The sequence below is a fragment of the Streptomyces sp. NPDC058373 genome (assembly GCF_042723275.1).
Classification (GTDB): domain Bacteria; phylum Actinomycetota; class Actinomycetes; order Streptomycetales; family Streptomycetaceae; genus Streptomyces.
In genome coordinates, this window is the sequence record NZ_JBHXJE010000004.1 from 1 (window position 1) to 16,346 (window position 16,346).

Sequence of the window (16,346 nt, forward strand, 5' to 3'; positions counted from 1 at the left end):
GTTGATAGGCCGGATATGGAAGCCCTGTAAGGGGTGGAGTTGACCGGTACTAATAGGCCGAGGGCTTGTCCTCAGTTGCTCGCGTCCACTGTGTTGGTTCTGAAACCACGAACACCAACCACAACACCCATCTTTTGGTGGGTTGTGGTTGCTGGTGTGTTTCGTAGTGTTTCGGTGGTCATAGCGTGAGGGAAACGCCCGGTTACATTCCGAACCCGGAAGCTAAGCCTTACAGCGCCGATGGTACTGCAGGGGGGACCCTGTGGGAGAGTAGGACGCCGCCGAACTATTTGTGGCCTCGGGCCCTGGAAACCTGTCAAAGGGTTTCCGGGGCCCGAGGCATTTCTGCGTTCAGGACCTTTTTTGGGAAAAGGCATAGGCGGGTGCAGGGGCGACACCCATCGGTGTCGCCCCTGCACCCGCCTGTTCGGTATCCGGGCCGGATTACGGCTGGCTGGTGCGTCGCCGGCCTCGTTGCGTGAGGCCTCGGGTGAGGCGGGTCAGGCGGCCTTGATTCGCTTCGCGGAACTCCTCGGCGAGCGGAGCGCGGTGGGCCGCCAGGAGGCGTTCGATCTGCTGCACCTCCTCGAAGGGGAGGGCACGGACGACAGGGCGGAACACCGTGGTGAGCAGGGAGCGGCGGGTCTCGTCCCACTCGGGAGTGGCGCCCGGATGGGACGACCAGTCGCGGAAGCACGCGGCCGCGTACGCCGGGTCGGTGCGGAGCCGCTGCAGCGCGGGCTCCTCGCCCGCGACCTTGGCGTACGTGAAGAGGAGCGCGGGGTCCCCGGAGCGGGCGAGGTCGCTCAGCTCCGCTATGTCGTCGGCGTTCCCCGCGAGCAGGCGGTGGGCGAGAGCGCGTTCCGCGCGGGCGCGCAGGGCCTCGGGGACCGGGGCCGAGGCGGCGGCGTGGTCGGTGAGGTGGCGTACCCACTCGGTGCCTTCGGCGGGGGTGCCGAGACGGTCGGTGTACAGGAGCAGGCCCAGGGCGGCGCGGTCGCGGGTGGTCAGGTCCGACGGGAAGGCCTTGAGGAGGTCGTTGGCGAGGAGGCCGACCGCCTCGTCGTCCGGGTGGGCGTCGAGAGCCGCGCGTAGCAGGAGCGGCAGTGTGCCGGCGGTGCGGTGGGTGTCCGAGCCGGTGGCGGCCAGCAGCCTGCGTGCCTCGTCGCCGGTCGGCGCGGTGTTCGGCCAGACGCGCCGTACGGCCGTGCCGAGCGCCTCCGGGGAGGTCATGGGAGACAGGCCTGCCGTGCGGAGCAGGCCCTCCACCGCGGCGACGAGGTCGCCCTCAGGAACCGGCAGGGAGCAGAGCAGCAGGTGCGGGGCGGTGAAGCGGTCCACCTCCAGCGTCATCGCCGCCAGCACCCGGCAGCCCGCGGGCGGGTCCTGGGCGGCCAGCGCGTCGAGCTGGTCCACCACGGCGTTGCGTACGGAGGGGGTTCCGGCGAGGGTGCCGCGGACCTCCTCGATGCCCGCTGCCGTCGCCGGGTCGGCGAAGACGGCCCGCGCCGCACGGGCGGTGAGCTCCGGCAGCAGGTCGGCGTGGTCGACGCCCAGGGTCTCGGCGATCCGCAGCAGGGCCAACGGCCGGCCCAGGGGAGGGGCGTCCGGGTCGGTGAGCCCGCGCCGGATGTCCGAGCGGAGCCGGGAGGCGAGGCGGTCGCGCAGGGACGGGCCGAGGTCTCCCGCGTAGAGGAAGGGGAGGCGCGGCATGTCGGTGCGGATGGCGGCGGTGAGGGCGGTCGCCGTCAGGGGTTCCAGTTCTTCGACGGGGAGTCGGCCGCGCAGGGCCTCGCGGAGGCCGGTGAGGGCGGGGGCCTCCACCGGGTCGCTCTGGTCGGCTGCGGCGCTGAGGGCAGTGACGAAGGCGGCGAGTTCGGCCGCCTCCACGGTCGGGCCCGCCGCGGCGATCCAGCGGGCGGCGACCGCGCGGGCCTCGGCGTCGACCTGGACCCCGGTGCGTACGGCCGCGGCCGCCAGGCAGCCGGGGTCGGGCGCGTGGGCCGTCTCCTTGAAGAGGCCGGGGGCACCCGCGAGCCAGACCCGGGCGCAGAGGCGTGCCCAGAGGTCCGGGACGGTGTGCGGGGGAGGCGGGGCGGCCGAGCAGTCGACCACCCGGTAACGGTCGGGGGCGTCCAGGGCCGCGTAGTCCTCGGGGAGCATGCCGGATATGCGGTGCCCGTGGACCGGGGCGCGGGTGTACGTGGTGAAGGTGAGCCGATGGGCCTCGACGGGAGGAAGGGCGGTCGTCGCCAGGGCCAGCCAGCGGGCGACGGCCACCGGGTCGCGTTCGACCACGACGAGGGGCGGGCCGGAGGGATCGGCGACCAGGGCGCGTACCTCGGCGAAGAAGGCCGCGAGCCACGGGACGCGGGAGGCGGCGAACGCCGTCAAGGAGGCGCGGCTCAGCTCCCGGGCCGGGGTGAAGGCGGCCACGGGCTTCGGGACGCCGCCCTCGGGAGCGGTGCGGGCCCACTGCGGCGCTCCCCAGCAGTAGACGGGCGGCACGTCGTCGGGCAGCCTCGCGCCGTGCGGGAGGTGGACCGCGTGGGTGTGGACGGTGAGGCCGACCGGTCCGGCCGCCGTGGGGGCGGTGTGACCGAGCAGGAGACTGCCGTCCGGCAGCGCGGTGAGGGCGAACGCGGTGGGGAGCCGGTCCACCTCGGCGGGGGTGGGGTGAGGCGGTGTGCCCTGGGGCGGCACGTAGCCGAAGAGCTGTTCCGCCGCCTGCTGGATGTCCGACGGGACACCGGGGGAGACCGCGGCCAAGCCGGGACCGGGCGTGGTGTGGTGCAACTGGGCGAGGCTCATACGTCCGCATCCTTTCGCGCCGGTCGGGCCCGGGCACCGGCGGGCTCCCCGGTGGGCCGCCGGGGCCATCCCAGCAGAACAGGCGTTCCCTCGGGCGGAGTTCGGCGGAACGGTTACGAGCTGTTCCGGGCCGCTGCGCCGGGCGGCGGCCCGAGGGTGGCCCAGCCGGGGTCGGCCCGGCCCAGCCAGGCGTCCTGGTGGTCGGCCAGAGGGCCTGCCAACGGCAGGGGGACGAAGCGGCAGGCGAAGGTGAGTTCCGCGTCGTCGCCCTCGCTCCGCACCTGGTGGAGCCAGGTGTCCGGTGCGTCGGCCGGTGCGTGAAGGAGGAAGAAGGTGGTCCGGCGGGGCAGGCCCGTCTGCGGATGCGGTTTCTCCTCCACCGCGAGCCGCCCGACCACGGTGGCCGTCAGCCCTGTCTCCTCCCGCGTCTCCCGCAGCACCGCCCGCTCCGGCGGCTCGCCGGGACCGATCCCGCCCGCCGGGACCTGGGTGCCCGCCTCCGGCAGGCCGACGTGGTCGAAGACGAGGACGGCGGGGGCCGGGTGGAGGCGGATCACGTAGGCGGCCACCCGGAGGCGGGGTGGCGGGGCCGGCGGGGTCACCGCTCGCCCAGGACGACCGCCGAGCGCGGGCCGAGGCGGAGGAGGCCGTCCGCGTCCAGCGACACCGAGTCGTCCCACGCGGCGAGGGTGCGCAGGGCGCCGCAGCCGAGCGGGACCGCCGCCGGTTCCTCGCCGAGGTTGAGGGCGACCCTGATGTCGCCGCGACGGAACGCGAACCAGCGGGCCTGCTCGTCGAAGGCGACGCGGACCGCGGCCAGGTCCGCGTCGAGGAGGTCGGGACGGGCTCTGCGCAGCGCGATCAGGGTGCGGTGCCACTCCAGCAGATGCCGGTGCGGCTCCCGCTCGCGCTCGGACCAGTCGAGGCAGGAGCGGTCGCGGGTGGCGGGGTCCTGCGGGTCGGGGATGTCCTTCTCGGCCCAGCCGTGCGCGGCGAACTCACGGCGGCGCCCTTGGCGGACGGCCTCGGCCAGCCCCGGGTCGGTGTGGTCGGTGAAGAACTGCCAGGGCGTACGCGCCCCCCACTCCTCGCCCATGAACAGCATCGGCGTGAACGGGCCGGTCAGTACCAGCGCGGCCGCGCAGGCCAGCAGACCGGGCGGGAGGGAGCCGGCGAGGCGGTCGCCCTGGGCGCGGTTGCCGATCTGGTCGTGGGTCTGGGCGTAGCCGAGGAGGCGGTGGGCGGAGATGCGGGAGCGGTCCAGCGGGCGGCCGTGGCCGCGGCCGCGGAACGAGGAGTACGTCCCGTCGTGGAAGAAGCCGCCGGTGAGGGTCTTGGCGAGGGCGCGCAGGGGCTGTTCGGCGAAGTCGGCGTAGTAGCCGGCGGCCTCGCCGGTGAGGCTGGTGTGCAGGGCGTGGTGGAAGTCGTCGTTCCACTGGGCCTGGAGGCCGAGGCCGCCCTGGTCCCTGGGGGTGATGAGACGGGGGTCGTTGAGGTCGGACTCGGCGATGAGGAAGAGGGGGCGGCCCAGGTCCCGGGAGAGGGCGCGGACCGCCTCCGACAGCTCCTCCAGGAAGTGCGTCGCCCGCGTGTCGCAGAGGGCGTGCACGGCGTCCAGGCGCAGACCGTCGAGGTGGTAGTCGCGCAGCCAGGCCAGGGCGCTCTCCACCAGGAAGGCGCGGACCTCGTCGGAGCCGGGGGCGTCGAGATTGACCGCGGCGCCCCACGGCGTGTGATGGGTGTCGGTGAAGTACGGGCCGAAGGCGGGGAGGTAGTTGCCCGACGGGCCGAGGTGGTTGTGGACCACGTCGAGGACGACGCCGAGGCCGCGCTCGTGCGCGGCGTCGACGAAGCGCTTCAGGGCCGCCGGGCCGCCGTACGGTTCGTGGACGGCCCAGAGCGACACGCCCTCGTACCCCCAGCCGTGCACTCCGGGGAAGGGGCAGAGCGGCATCAGCTCGATGTGGGTGACGCCCAGCGCGGCCAAGGCGTCCAGGCGGTCGGCCGCTGCGTCGAGGGTGCCTTCGCGGGTGAAGGTGCCGACGTGCAGCTCGTAGAGGACAGCGCCCGGCAGGCCGCGGCCCGGCCACGGGACGCGCCACTCGTACGCGTCGTGGTCCACGACGGCGCTGAGGCCGTCCGGGCCGTCGGGCTGGCGTCGGGAGCGGGGGTCGGGCAGGACCGGGCCGCCGTCCACCGCGAAGCCGTACCGTGTGCCGTCCCCGGCCGGGGCCTGGGCCGCCCACCAGCCGGGGCGGGAGGCGTCCCGCTCCATGGGGCGGCGTTCTCCGCTCACTTCGAGCGCCACCTCGTTCTTCTCCGGTGCCCACACCTCGAACCGTGCCACCTCGGCCCCCTCGGTCATCCGTCTCTCGCCCGTCCTCGGTCGGTCTCGCCCTGCGCAGCCGCACGGGACGGTCCTCGTCCCGGCGCGGCCCCGGACCGCCCGGGTGAGAGGTCCGCGCGGCGCTCACACACCGCTGTCATCAGTGAACACGCTGCCACCGACAACGGGGGGCAGGACGAGGGGGTGAGATCAATTCGTTTCCGTCCGGGGCCTTCTGACGGTGGGGTGGGGGCCGGTCCGGCGCTGGACAGCGTGTCGCGGCGTGGCGGACAATCGGGAGGTGACCACCTCGCAGTTCCATCCCCAGCCGGCGCCGCGCGTCACCGACGCGCAGCGGGACCGGGCACTCAAGGTGCTGCGGGACGGGGCCGCGGAGGGGAGACTCTCGCACGACACGTTCATCCGGCGGATGGAGCTGGCACTGGCGGCGCGCAGTTCTGCCCAGCTGTCCGAGCTGACGGCGGATCTGCCCCAGGAGGGGGCGCTCTCGCGGGTGGTGTTCGGGTCGGTACGGGCCGTTTCCGGGTTCTCCGTGAAGATGCGGCGGGCCTGGCAGGGGGAGCGGTTGCCCAAGCTGCTGCTGCCTGGGCCCGATCTGCGGGGGGTGCTCAGGATCGGGCGGGATCAGGGGAACGGGTTGCGGCTGAGTCATGACACGGTGTCGCGTTATCACGCGGAGTTGAGTTTTGAGGGTGGGGTGTGGGTTCTGCGGGACCTGGGGTCCACCAACGGGACGTCGGTGAATGGGCGTCGGGTGGTGGGGTCCGCGATGGTGCGGGATGGGGATCAGGTGAGTTTCGGGTCGATGGTTTATCGCGTGGCGGTTTCCTAGGGGTGCCTCAAGTGCCGGCCGGGCCGGGATGTGGCCGGGCTGGGGAGTCAGGGGTGGGGCGCGTGGGTGGCGGCTGCGAGGGTGGTGCGGGTTTGGTGTTCTGTCTGGGCTTCGAGGGGGACCCAGCGGGGGGTGAAGTGGGTGGTGAAGTCGTGGGACCAGTGGGTGACCAGGGATTCGAGGTCTGTGGCTGACGGCGGGTGGTGGCGGGCCAGTTCGCGCAGGAGCATTCCGGCCGCGCGGAGGGGGAGGCGTCTGCCGAAGGCCTCCATGCCGGAGACGTAGGCGGCGGTGGCGCCTTCGGAGGGGAGGGCGTCCCAGTCGTCGGCGAGGGCGGGGGAGAGGTCGAGGATCCAGCGGGCCGAACGGGTGAGGGGCCCCGGTGGGCCCGGCAGGTGGGGCAGGGCGGTGGTGAGGACGCGGGTGACGGCGCGGGTGTGGGCGCGCAGGCGGTGGGCGCTGGCGCGCAGGGCGGCGGCCGGGTCCGGGTGCGGGGTGAGGTCGGTGACGCGGTCGCTGGCCCACAGGGGGACCTCGACCACGGCGGTGCGGCCTCCGTAGCGGTGTATGTGGTGCCAGGTGCTGTGGCGGACGTCCTCGGGGACGCTGGGGAACGGAGTCGCCGCACCGGGCTCCGGCATGACGTGGACGCCGGGCCCGGAGACGGGCCAGCCCACCGCGTCCGAAGGGCCCGCCTCCACCGGGATGCGCAGCTCGGCGGCGGACTTGGCGAAGGGCTCGGCCAGGCCGGGGATGTCGCGGGTCAACTGGACCCAGCTCCCGCCGAGGTCGGTGCCGTGCAGGGAGACCTGGAGGTAGGGGCGCAGCTCGTCCAGGACGCCGGTGAGTGCCCGGGTCTCGGGCGGCAGGCGGTGCGGCGGGACGTACGACGGCGACCACTCGGGCTGTTCCGCGCCGCGCGGGCGGTAGAAGCGCCGGTGGTATTCGAGGAGTGAGCCGGGGGCGCGCATCCGGTGCAGACGCGCCCCGTCCGGGTCGGCGCAGAGCAGGAAGTGCCAGGAGGTACGGGTGCGCAGGGCAGGATCGGCCGCGACACGTTCCGCCAGCCTGTGTACGGCAGGCCCGCCCGCGGGCTCGTTGGCGTGCGCCCCCGCGACGACGAGGACGGCGGCCTCGGCGTGGCCCACGGAGAGCAGGTGCAGGGGGCGGCCCGCGCGGGAGACGCCGATCCGGCGCAGGACGCAGAGCCGGGGATGGCGGCGTACCAGGGCGACGGCGGCGCGTACCAGTTCGGACGGCAGCGGGAAGCTGTCGGTCGCCGGCCCCGCACGGTCCGGCGTGCGGACGGTCACGGCCTGCTCGTACTGGGACATGTGCGCCCACCCCCCGTGGCTCGCCACCGCCGGCCGCCGCGGGCGCGGCCGACGGACGTGCACCGTACGATCCGCCGCGAGGGGGCGCACGGGGGAGGAGAACACGCCGTCCGGCGCGCAACTACGCCAACTGCGGTACGGCGTACTCCGGCGGACGGCCCGGCGCTTCCTCAGCCCGGTGCTCCTGGCCGGACCGTCGGCGCCGTCAGTCCTCCTTGCGGCAGAGCAGGGCCACCGGACGGTGGGCGAAGAGGGTGGTGAGGGGGGCCTCTCCCTCGTGGACGCGGCAGCCGGGGTGCGGGGTCCCGGAATCCGGGTCCCGGTCGGCCAGGAGGTCCACGTAACGCCCGGGCGGCAGGGGCAGCGTGGTGTCGCGCCAGCCGCCCGCCCGGTCCAGGGCGCCGGGCAGGCGGGTCACGGCGGTGAGCACCTGCGGGCCCTCATCGGCGGGGCCCCGGCCGAAGGCGAGGCAGTGGGGTGCGGCGGGGCCGCGCGCGGTGAGGGGGTGGTGGCCGGAGGCGGCGCCGAAGAGTCCGGGACGGCGTCGGCGCAGGCGCAGGGCCGTGGCGGTGAGGGCCAGTTTCTCCTCGTCGAGACCGGTGGGGCGGCTTCCGGCCCCGAGGGCGCGGAGCGCGGCGCCCGGGGCGGGGGCGGGGGCGCGGTTGTCGGGGTCCATGAGGGAGCGGCGGTCGCGTTCGCTCCCCTGGTAGACATCGGGGACGCCGGGCATCGTCAGGTGGAGCAGGGCGGCGCCCAGGACGTGGGCGCGGACGTACGGGCCGAGGCGTTCGGCGAGGGCGGGGAGCTGGTCGGCGGCGGGCCCGGTCAGCCCCTCACGGACGTACCGCTCCACCGCCTCCTCGTACGCCGGGTCCTGCTCGGTCCAGGTGGTGTGCAGGCCCGCCTCGCGCGCGTGCTTGAGCAGGGCGCCGGCCAGGCGGTCGGCGTAGGGCCCGGCGCCCTCGGAGAGCGGGGTGCCGTCGTCCGGCAGGAGGGCGCAGACGGTCTGCCAGGCGGCCCAGACGAAGGGCAGTCCGACGGCGGCCGCCGCGTCCTTGCCCGCCCGGCGGACGGCGCCGGTCAGGAACTCGCTCCACAGGTGCGGGAAGTCGGCGAGCACCGCGATGCGGGCACGCGCGTCGGCGCTGCGCTTGGTGTCGTGGGTGGAGAGCACGGTCCCGGTCCCCGGCCACTCCCGCTGGAGCCGGGCGCAGAAGGCGTGGAACGCCTCCGGGGGCAGGGCCGGGGCGCCCGGGTCGCCGCCGACCTCGCAGGCGGAGAGGAGCGGGACGTACTGGTAGAAGGCCCGGTCCTCGACGGCCTTGGCGTGCAGGGCGGAGGCGACCTGGGCGAAGCGGGCGCGGAAGGCGGCGGCGCCCGCCGCGTCGGTGAGGCCGGTCAGGGTGCCCGCGGCCAGGCCCCGGACGACGTCCACGGCGTGCGCCTCCTCGGGCACGTCGAAGGCGGCGCGGGCCTGTTCGGCCGCCTCATCGGTGAGGACGGCGGCCGTCTCGGCGGGGGACTGCTCGGCGTAGGGGCGGTAGACGGGGACCCGGACGAGGAGTTCGCGGACGGCGGTGCGCAGGGCCCACGGGGCGTGGTCGCGGAGGCGGAGGTCGGCGGCGCAGACCCGGGTTGCGGTACGGACGAGGGTCTCCACCTCGGCGGCGAGGTCGTGCCCGACGACGTGCCGGGCGGCGCGGCGGGCGGTGGAGTGCCACTCGCCGCCCTCCTCGGGCTCCGGATCGGCGAAGGCCCGGTACTGCTCCAGGAGGGTGCGGGCGCCGTCGGGGTCGGTGAGGACGGCGTCGACGTGGCGCAGCGCGTCGTACCCCGTGGTGCCCGCGACCGGCCAGGAGGGCGGCAGCGGTTCGCCGTCGGCGAGGATCTTCTCGATCACCGTCCAGCGCCCGCCGCTCCGCTCGTGCAGGCGGGCCAGGTAGCCGCCTGGGTCGGCGAGGCCGTCGGGGTGGTCGACACGCAGGCCGTGCACGACGCCCTCGTCGAGCAGGGCGAGGACGGTGGCGTGGGTGGCGTCGAAGACGGCCGGGTCCTCCACGCGGAGCGCGATCAGGTCGTTGATGGTGAAGAAGCGCCGGTAGTTCAGCTCGGTGCGGGCCAGCCGCCACCACACCGGCCGGTACCACTGGGCGTCGAGCAGCTCCGGCAGCGGCAGGTGGGCCGTGCCCGCGCGCAGCGGCAGGGTCAGGCCGCCGGGCAGGCACAGCTCGCCGTCCTCGACGCGCGTCGAGGCGCCGGCCTCCCCGACGCGTTCACCGAGGACGGGCAGCAGCATCTGCCCGCCGCCGCCCGCCCAGTCGATGTCGAACCACGCGGCGTACGGCGAGTGCGGCCCGTCGCGCAGCACCGTGCGCAGGGCCTGGTTGTGGCGCGGGTCGGCGGCCATGTGGTTGGGGACGATGTCCACCACCAGGCCCATGCCGTGCTCGCGCGCGGCCCGGGAGAGCGAGCGCAGCCCCGCCTCCCCGCCGAGCTCCGCGCGGACGCGGGTCGGGTCGGTGACGTCGTACCCGTGCGAGGAGCCGGGTACCGCCTCCAGGACCGGGGAGAGGTGCAGGTGGGAGACGCCGAGCGCGGCGAGGGCCGGTACGTCGGCCTCGGCGGCGGCGAAGGGATGGCCGGGGTGGAGCTGGATCCGGTACGTGGCGGTGGGCGGCGCGGGCGGCACCGGGGAGTCGGGCGTCATGGACGGGTACGTACCCCTTGGGCGGCCGTTGTTGTCATCGCGCGGCGCGCCGGGGTGACGGCGCGGGGCCCCGCGCGCCGGGCGGCGGGGCCCCGTAGGCCTCAGGCCGGCCGCTGGAGCACGGTCAGGCTGCGGTCGGGCAGGGTGAGCCGCTGCCCCGCCCGGACCTTCGGACCGTCACCCGGCCGGGCCCCCTCCGGGGCGGCCGTCTCCACGACGGCCTGCCACTCGCGGCCCAGCCCGGCGGGGACGAGGAACTCCAGCGGCTCGGGGGAGGCGTTGAACATCAGCAGGAACGAGTCGTCCTGGATGGACTCGCCGCGCGGGCCCGGCTCCGAGATGGCGTTGCCGTTGAGGAAGACGGTGAGCGCCCGCGCCTGTGCGGAGTCCCAGTCCCGCTGGGTCATCTCCTCGCCCTCGGGGGTGTACCAGGCGATGTCGGAGAGGTCGTCGTGGGTGCCCCGCACCGGCCGGCCGTGGAAGAAGCGACGGCGCCGGAAGACCGGGTGGTCGCGGCGGAGCCACACCATCGCCCGGGTGAAGTCGAGCAGCGACTGCCCGCCCTCCGGCTCCTGCGGCGTCGCCCTCCCGCCGGCCTCCTCGGGCCAGTGCACCCAGGAGATCTCGCTGTCCTGGCAGTAGGCGTTGTTGTTGCCGCGCTGGGTGCGGGCGAACTCGTCGCCGTGGCTGAGCATCGGCACGCCCTGGGAGAGCATCAGGGTGGCGATGAAGTTGCGCATCTGCCGCCTGCGCAGCTCCAGGACCTTCTGGTCGTCGGTGGCGCCCTCGGCACCGCAGTTCCACGACCGGTTGTGGCTCTCGCCGTCCCGGTTGCCCTCACCGTTGGCGTCGTTGTGCTTGTCGTTGTACGCCGTCAGGTCGTGCAGGGTGAAGCCGTCGTGGCAGGTGACGAAGTTGATGGAGGCGAGCGGCCGCCGCCCGTCGTCCTGGTAGAGGTCGGAGGAGCCGGTGAGCCGGGAGGCGAACTCCGCCAGCGTGCGCGGCTCGCCGCGCCACATGTCGCGCACCGTGTCGCGGTACTTGCCGTTCCACTCGGTCCACAGCGGCGGGAAGTTCCCCACCTGGTAGCCGCCCTCGCCGACGTCCCACGGCTCCGCGATCAGCTTGACCTGGCTGACCACCGGGTCCTGCTGCACCAGGTCGAAGAAGGACGAGAGCCGGTCCACCTCGTGGAACTGGCGGGCCAGGGTCGCCGCCAGGTCGAAGCGGAACCCGTCGACGTGCATGTCCGTCACCCAGTACCGCAGCGAGTCCATGATCAGCTGGAGGACGTGCGGGGACCGCATGAGCAGGGAGTTCCCGGTGCCCGTGGTGTCCATGTAGTAGCGGGGGTCCTCGCTGAGCCGGTAGTACGAGGCGTTGTCCAGGCCCCGGAAGGAGAGCGTGGGGCCCAGGTGGTTGCCCTCGGCAGTGTGGTTGTAGACCACGTCGAGGATGACCTCGATCCCCGCCTGGTGCAGGGCGCGGACCGCCGACTTGAACTCCAGCACCTGCTGGCCCCGGTCGCCCCAGGAGGCGTAGGCGTTGTGCGGGGCGAAGAAGCCGATGGTGTTGTAGCCCCAGTAGTTGGCGAGGCCCGCGTCGGCGAGGCGGTGGTCGTTGACGAACTGGTGGACCGGCATCAGCTCCAGCGTGGTGATGCCCAGCTCGGTGAGGTGCTCCAGGATCGCCGGGTGGGCGAGGGCCGCATAGGTGCCGCGCAGCTCCTCCGGCAGGGCCGGATGGAGCATCGTCAGCCCCTTCACATGGGCCTCGTAGATCACCGTGCGGTGATAGTCGGTGCGCGGGCGGCGGTCGTCGCCCCAGTCGAAGTACGGGTTGACCACCACCGACGTCATGGTGTGCGGTGCGGAGTCGAGGTCGTTGCGCTTCTCGGGGGAGCCGAAGTGGTAGCCGTACACCTCCTCGCCCCACTTCACCTTGCCGCTGACCGCGCGGGCGTACGGGTCGAGGAGCAGCTTCGCGCTGTTGCAGCGCTGGCCGCGCTCGGGGGCGTACGGGCCGTGCACGCGGAAGCCGTACCGCTGGCCGGGCATGACGCCCGGCAGGTACGCGTGGCGGACGAAGGCGTCCGTCTCCCGCAGCTCCACCGCCGTCTCGGAGCCGTCGTCGTGCAGCAGCACCAGTTCGATCCGGTCCGCCGCCTCCGAGAAGACCGCGAAATTCGTGCCGGCACCGTCGTAGGAGGCACCGAGGGGATACGCCTGTCCAGGCCAGACCTGCATGGCTCGACTCTTCCATCTGAGGCCCGGGGCATGCCCGGAACATGGGACCGCTTCGGGGTGAGTCTCCCCGAAAGTGGGGGGAGTACCTAGGACTTCGGCCGGTCCACCCGGGTGACCACGGCCTGCGGGGCCCCTGAGGTCCATTAGGCTTCCGGCAACGTCCTTGACGATCAGTCGAGTTGGGATGGGACCCCGGGCATCGGGCTGCACGCCCGCCACACCCGGAGTACCCTTCCTTGATCGTTGAACAGGGGAGTGCCGGGGGCCTCCGGGGAGCGGAAGGCGGTACGCGGGTGAGCTCGGGAGGGCTGGAGCTGCCCCCTGGTGACCCAGGTCACGAGGGGGGCTCCGGGGAGGTCCCGTCCGGAGCGGTGTCCCTGGCGCGGCCGGTGGAGACCGGCGCCCAGATAGGCCCGGAGCTGGACTGGGGCGCCGACGCCTGGAGCGAGGTCCGCACCCGCGCCCAGCGCGCAGGACGCGCCTACATCTGGCTCAATCTGGTCGAACAGCGGCTCCGCGCGGTGGTCGCCGCCGTGCTGCGCCCTGTCTACGAGCCGGTGCACGGCGAGGACTGGGTCGTCGCCGCCGCCGGGCCCGCCGGACAGGAGTGGGTGCAGCGCGCCGTCGCCGTCCGCGAGGTCAGCCGCCGCAAGGGCTACCTGCTCGACCCGGCCGACGACAACGTGCTCAGCTTCCTCACCCTGCCGCAGCTGCGCGAGTTGATGGTGCAGCACTGGCCCTGCTTCGAGCCGTACTTCGACGACCGCCGTGCCGTCGAGCTGGCCCTCGACGAGCTGGAGGTCACCCGCAACGTCGTCTCCCGCAACCGAGCCCTCTCGCAGGCCGTCCTCTCCCAGGCCGAGCGGGCCTCGGCGGTCCTGCTGGAGATGCTCGGCGCCGGTTCCGACGTGCCCTCGGCCCGGCGGCTGCGCGTCGACGCCGTGGAGGATCTGGTGGGGGACCGGTACGCGGACGTGGTCGGCGTCCACCCGGACCGGGTCCGGCTGCTGCGGCAGTTCCCCGCCGAGGACCTGTTCGGCGGGGCCCGTCGCCTCGACGCCATCGGGATAGGGCTCAACCTCCTCGTGCAGAACTTCTCCGGGCGGCGCCTGGTCCGGCTCGCCGAGGAGGGCAGCCGGGTCCGCCTCCTCTTCCTCAACCCGGCCTCCAGCGCCGTCAAGCGCCGCGAGCGCGAGCTGGGCCTCAAGCGCGGCGAGCTGAGCCGCTCGGTGGAGATGAACATCCTCCACATGCGCCGCGTCCGCGCCCGCCTGCGCGACCCCGGCGCCTTCGAGATCCAGGTGTACGACGAGACGCCCCGCTTCACCGCCTACCTGGTCGACGGGGACGGCGCCGACGGCGTCGCGGTCGTCCAGTCCTACCTGCGCCGCACCCGCGGCATGGAGGCGCCGGTCCTCGTCCTGCGCGGCGGTGCGCGCGTCGTGCGCCACGGCGGCGGGCGCGAGGACGGGCCGGGGGAGAACGGGCTGTTCGAGACCTACCGCGAGGAGTTCGAACTGGCCTGGGCCGACTCGCGGCCCGTCTCCTGACACGGTTCCCTCCGCCCGGGGCGCCGGGTGGCCCCGGTGGGCAGGTGGCTGGGCACGGCAGGGCGGAGGACGGGGCGCTGTCGGTGGTGCGTGCGAAGGTGGGGCACCACTGGGGGAACGCACAAAAAGGAGGGGCGGCCATGGGCTGGCACCGGGAGCTGCTGATCGGGTTCGACCTGGAGACGACGGGCACCGACCCGCGGGAGGCGCGGATCGTCACGGCGGCCGTCATCGAGGTGGCGGACGGCGCCCGCAAGGGCCACCGCGCGTGGCTGGCCGATCCGGGCATACCCATCCCGGCCGGTGCCACCGCCGTCCACGGCATCACCGACGCCAGGGCCGCGGCCGAGGGAAGCCCGCCCGACCGGGTCGCCGACGCCGTCGCCGACGCCCTCACCGGGTACTGGCGCGCGGGCGTCCCCGTCGTCGCCTACAACGCCCCTTTCGACCTCACCCTGCTCGCCGCCGAGTTGCGGCGCCACCGGCTGCCCTCGCTGGCCGACCGGCTCGGCGGAGCACCGGTCGGCCCGGTGATCGACCCGCTCACCGTGGACCGCGCTGTCGACCGGTACCGCAGGGGCAGCCGCCGCCTCTCGGCGGTCTGCGCCGAGTACGGGGTGGAGCTGGAGGACGCGCACGACGCCTCGGCGGACGCGCTGGCGGCGGCCCGGCTGGCCCGGGCGATAGCCCTGCGCCACCCGAAGGTCGCCGCTCTCGGGCCGGCGGCGCTGCATGAGCGGCAGGTGGGGTGGGCGGCTGAGAGGGCCGCCGATTTTCAGGCGTATTTGCGGCGTAAGGGGGAGGTGGGGGCTGTTGTCGACGGGGGATGGCCGCTGCATGGCGAGGCGGCCTGAGGCGGGGTGCCTCGGCCGCCTGCCGGGGGCTGGGCTTCGCCGGGTGCCGACCGGGCTGGGTTGGCCTCAAGCGCCGGCCGGGCTGAAGTTTTGGCTGGGTCCGTCTTGACCGTGGCGGTTACTGATGGCCTCAAGCGCCGGCCGGGCCGGGTCGGCCTCAAGGGACGGTTGGGCTGGTGGGGCGGGTTGGTGTCAGAAGGGGTGCCAGCGGACTTCGGTGTCGCCTTCGCGGAGGGAGGCGACGCGGCGGCGGAACTCGGCGAGTGCCTTCGGGTTGCCCGGGGCGTGTTGGGAGACCCAGGCGCAGCTCGCCGTCTCGCGGGCGCCGCGCAGCACGGCGCAGCCCTCCCACTCGCGGACGTCCCAGCCGTAGACCGAGGTGAAGCGCCGGTACTCCTCGTCCGGGAGGCCGTACCGGTCGCGGGAGAGGGCCAGGACGACCAGGTCGTGCTCCCGCAGGTCCGAGGAGAAGGTCTCCAGGTCGGTGAGGACCGGGCCGTCGGGGCCGATGTGGACGTTGCGCGGGAGCGCGTCGCCGTGGATCGGGCCGGGTGGCAGGTGCGGGACGAGCGCGGCGGTGGCGTTGGCGAAGCCGTCTCTGCGCTCGCGGAGGTAGTCGGCGTCGGCCGGGTCGATGGCGTCGCCCGCCAGGCGGAGCCAGCGTTCGACGCCGCCGAGGAGTTCCCGGCGGGGCAGGCCGAAGGGGGGCGGGTCCAGCGCGTGGACCTGGCGGAGCAGGGCCGCGAGGTCGGCCGGGGCCGCGGGGCGGACCGGGTCGGAGAGGCGGCGCCAGAGGGTGACGGGGTGGCCGTCGACCAGCAGGGGCTCGGGCTGTACGGCGCGGACGGCGGGGACGCCCTGCTCCTGGAGCCAGACGGCGATCCGCAGTTCGCGGCGGGCGCGTTCCAGGAGCTCGGGGGCGCGGCCGACCTTGGCCACGAGGTCGCCGAAGGCGAAGACGGCGTTCTCGCCGAAGGCCAGCAGGGCCGCCTTGTCGGCGGGGGTCGAGAGGCCGGCGGCGGCCAGTACGGATCTGGCCTGGGGCTCGTCCATCGTTCCTCCGTGGGGTTTGTGCTCGCCCAGTCTTTCACCTGGCGGTGGGCCGGAGGTTTTGGGATCGGCCCGGCGGGGCTGGGGCGGCCTCAAGGGCCGGCCGGGTTGTAGCGCGGGGTGAGGTCGGTGGCCGGGTGTGCGTACCGGATGGCGGGAGTGACGCAGATGCCCCGCAGGACGGTGGAGCGCCGGGCCTGAGACGTCGTGGGTGCGACGAAGACGCGGGTGCGGGCCAGCCACGATGGGGCGGAGCAGCGCCGGCAGCGCGCGCACCAGGTGGCCGACGCGGAATCCGGCGAAGACCTGGGGGGGTCCACGAGGGCGAGGCGGTTCACCCGCTCCGGCGCGTGCAGGGCGTACCTGACGGCCGGCCAGGCCCCGTACAAGTGCCGCACTGGTGGGTGCGGGCGAGCCCGAGGCCGTCCAGCAGCGCGTCCACGAGGTGAGGAGAAGGCCATGGAACTCGGGTGGGCCTTCTGCGGGGCGGTGATCGGTGAGGTGACGGTGGCCGCGGAAGGGGTCGAGGCGGACGGGTCGGAGATCGTGCGCCGCTTTCTCACCGCGGGGCTGGAGTCCACCGGGTGGGTGCGTTCCGCCTGACCGGGGCGCCGG

The 16,346-nt window shown here is 74.2% G+C and carries 11 protein-coding genes and 1 rRNA gene; 5 read left to right on the forward strand and 7 right to left on the reverse strand.

Translation table 11 applies throughout. From position 1 onward, the window contains the following. The first annotated feature begins 170 nt into the window (after positions 1-170). Positions 171-287, forward strand: a 5S ribosomal RNA gene (rrf, locus tag ACFWMZ_RS03950). A 157-nt stretch (positions 288-444) separates the two neighbouring features. Here rrf and ACFWMZ_RS03955 read toward each other — a convergent pair. The 3 genes from ACFWMZ_RS03955 to treZ form a co-directional block, all read right to left on the reverse strand. Beyond that, a complete protein-coding gene (locus ACFWMZ_RS03955; protein WP_383199419.1) occupies positions 445-2,811 on the reverse strand; it encodes a GTPase-associated protein 1-related protein in 2,367 nt (788 codons plus the stop codon). 113 nt (positions 2,812-2,924) lie between these two features. Next, positions 2,925-3,380 (reverse strand): NUDIX domain-containing protein, encoded by a 456-nt coding sequence (locus ACFWMZ_RS03960; protein ID WP_383182133.1) that lies wholly within the window; start codon positions 3,378-3,380, stop codon positions 2,925-2,927. Positions 3,381-3,409: 29 nt separating this feature from the next. Beyond that, complete coding sequence (treZ, locus tag ACFWMZ_RS03965) at positions 3,410-5,176, reverse strand: malto-oligosyltrehalose trehalohydrolase (RefSeq protein WP_383199421.1); 1,767 nt, start codon at positions 5,174-5,176, stop codon at positions 3,410-3,412. Positions 5,177-5,438: 262 nt separating this feature from the next. On the opposite strand from treZ, the gene ACFWMZ_RS03970 reads away from it, so the two are divergent. Then, positions 5,439-5,990 (forward strand): FHA domain-containing protein, encoded by a 552-nt coding sequence (locus ACFWMZ_RS03970; protein WP_383199423.1) that lies wholly within the window; start codon positions 5,439-5,441, stop codon positions 5,988-5,990. 47 nt (positions 5,991-6,037) lie between these two features. Here ACFWMZ_RS03970 and ACFWMZ_RS03975 read toward each other — a convergent pair whose 3' ends face one another. The 3 genes from ACFWMZ_RS03975 to glgX all read right to left on the reverse strand — a co-directional run bounded on the left by ACFWMZ_RS03975 (position 6,038) and on the right by glgX (position 12,277). Next, positions 6,038-7,324, reverse strand: a complete 1,287-nt coding sequence (locus ACFWMZ_RS03975) for a M14 family zinc carboxypeptidase (RefSeq protein WP_383182128.1) — start codon at positions 7,322-7,324, stop codon at positions 6,038-6,040. Positions 7,325-7,529: 205 nt separating this feature from the next. Beyond that, complete coding sequence (gene treY, locus ACFWMZ_RS03980) at positions 7,530-10,031, reverse strand: malto-oligosyltrehalose synthase (protein WP_383199425.1); 2,502 nt, start codon at positions 10,029-10,031, stop codon at positions 7,530-7,532. Positions 10,032-10,132: 101 nt separating this feature from the next. Next, a complete protein-coding gene (gene glgX, locus ACFWMZ_RS03985) occupies positions 10,133-12,277 on the reverse strand; it encodes a glycogen debranching protein GlgX (protein ID WP_383182124.1) in 2,145 nt (714 codons plus the stop codon). 293 nt (positions 12,278-12,570) lie between these two features. Here glgX and ACFWMZ_RS03990 point away from each other — a divergent pair, with 293 nt between their 5' ends. Together ACFWMZ_RS03990 and ACFWMZ_RS03995 are read left to right on the forward strand one after the other, a co-directional pair. Beyond that, a complete protein-coding gene (locus ACFWMZ_RS03990; RefSeq protein ID WP_383182122.1) occupies positions 12,571-13,827 on the forward strand; it encodes an SAV2148 family HEPN domain-containing protein in 1,257 nt (418 codons plus the stop codon). Between the two features lie 140 nt (positions 13,828-13,967). After that, positions 13,968-14,681, forward strand: coding sequence for an exonuclease domain-containing protein (locus tag ACFWMZ_RS03995; protein ID WP_383182120.1), 714 nt, complete (start codon positions 13,968-13,970; stop codon positions 14,679-14,681). A gap of 192 nt (positions 14,682-14,873) precedes the next feature. Here the strand turns inward: ACFWMZ_RS03995 and ACFWMZ_RS04000 are convergent, their stop codons facing one another. Next, complete coding sequence (locus tag ACFWMZ_RS04000) at positions 14,874-15,734, reverse strand: aminoglycoside phosphotransferase family protein (RefSeq protein ID WP_383182119.1); 861 nt, start codon at positions 15,732-15,734, stop codon at positions 14,874-14,876. 456 nt (positions 15,735-16,190) lie between these two features. Here ACFWMZ_RS04000 and ACFWMZ_RS04005 point away from each other — a divergent pair, with 456 nt between their 5' ends. Then, positions 16,191-16,334, forward strand: a complete 144-nt coding sequence (locus ACFWMZ_RS04005; RefSeq protein WP_383199427.1) for a hypothetical protein — start codon at positions 16,191-16,193, stop codon at positions 16,332-16,334. The last annotated feature ends 12 nt before the right edge of the window (positions 16,335-16,346 follow it).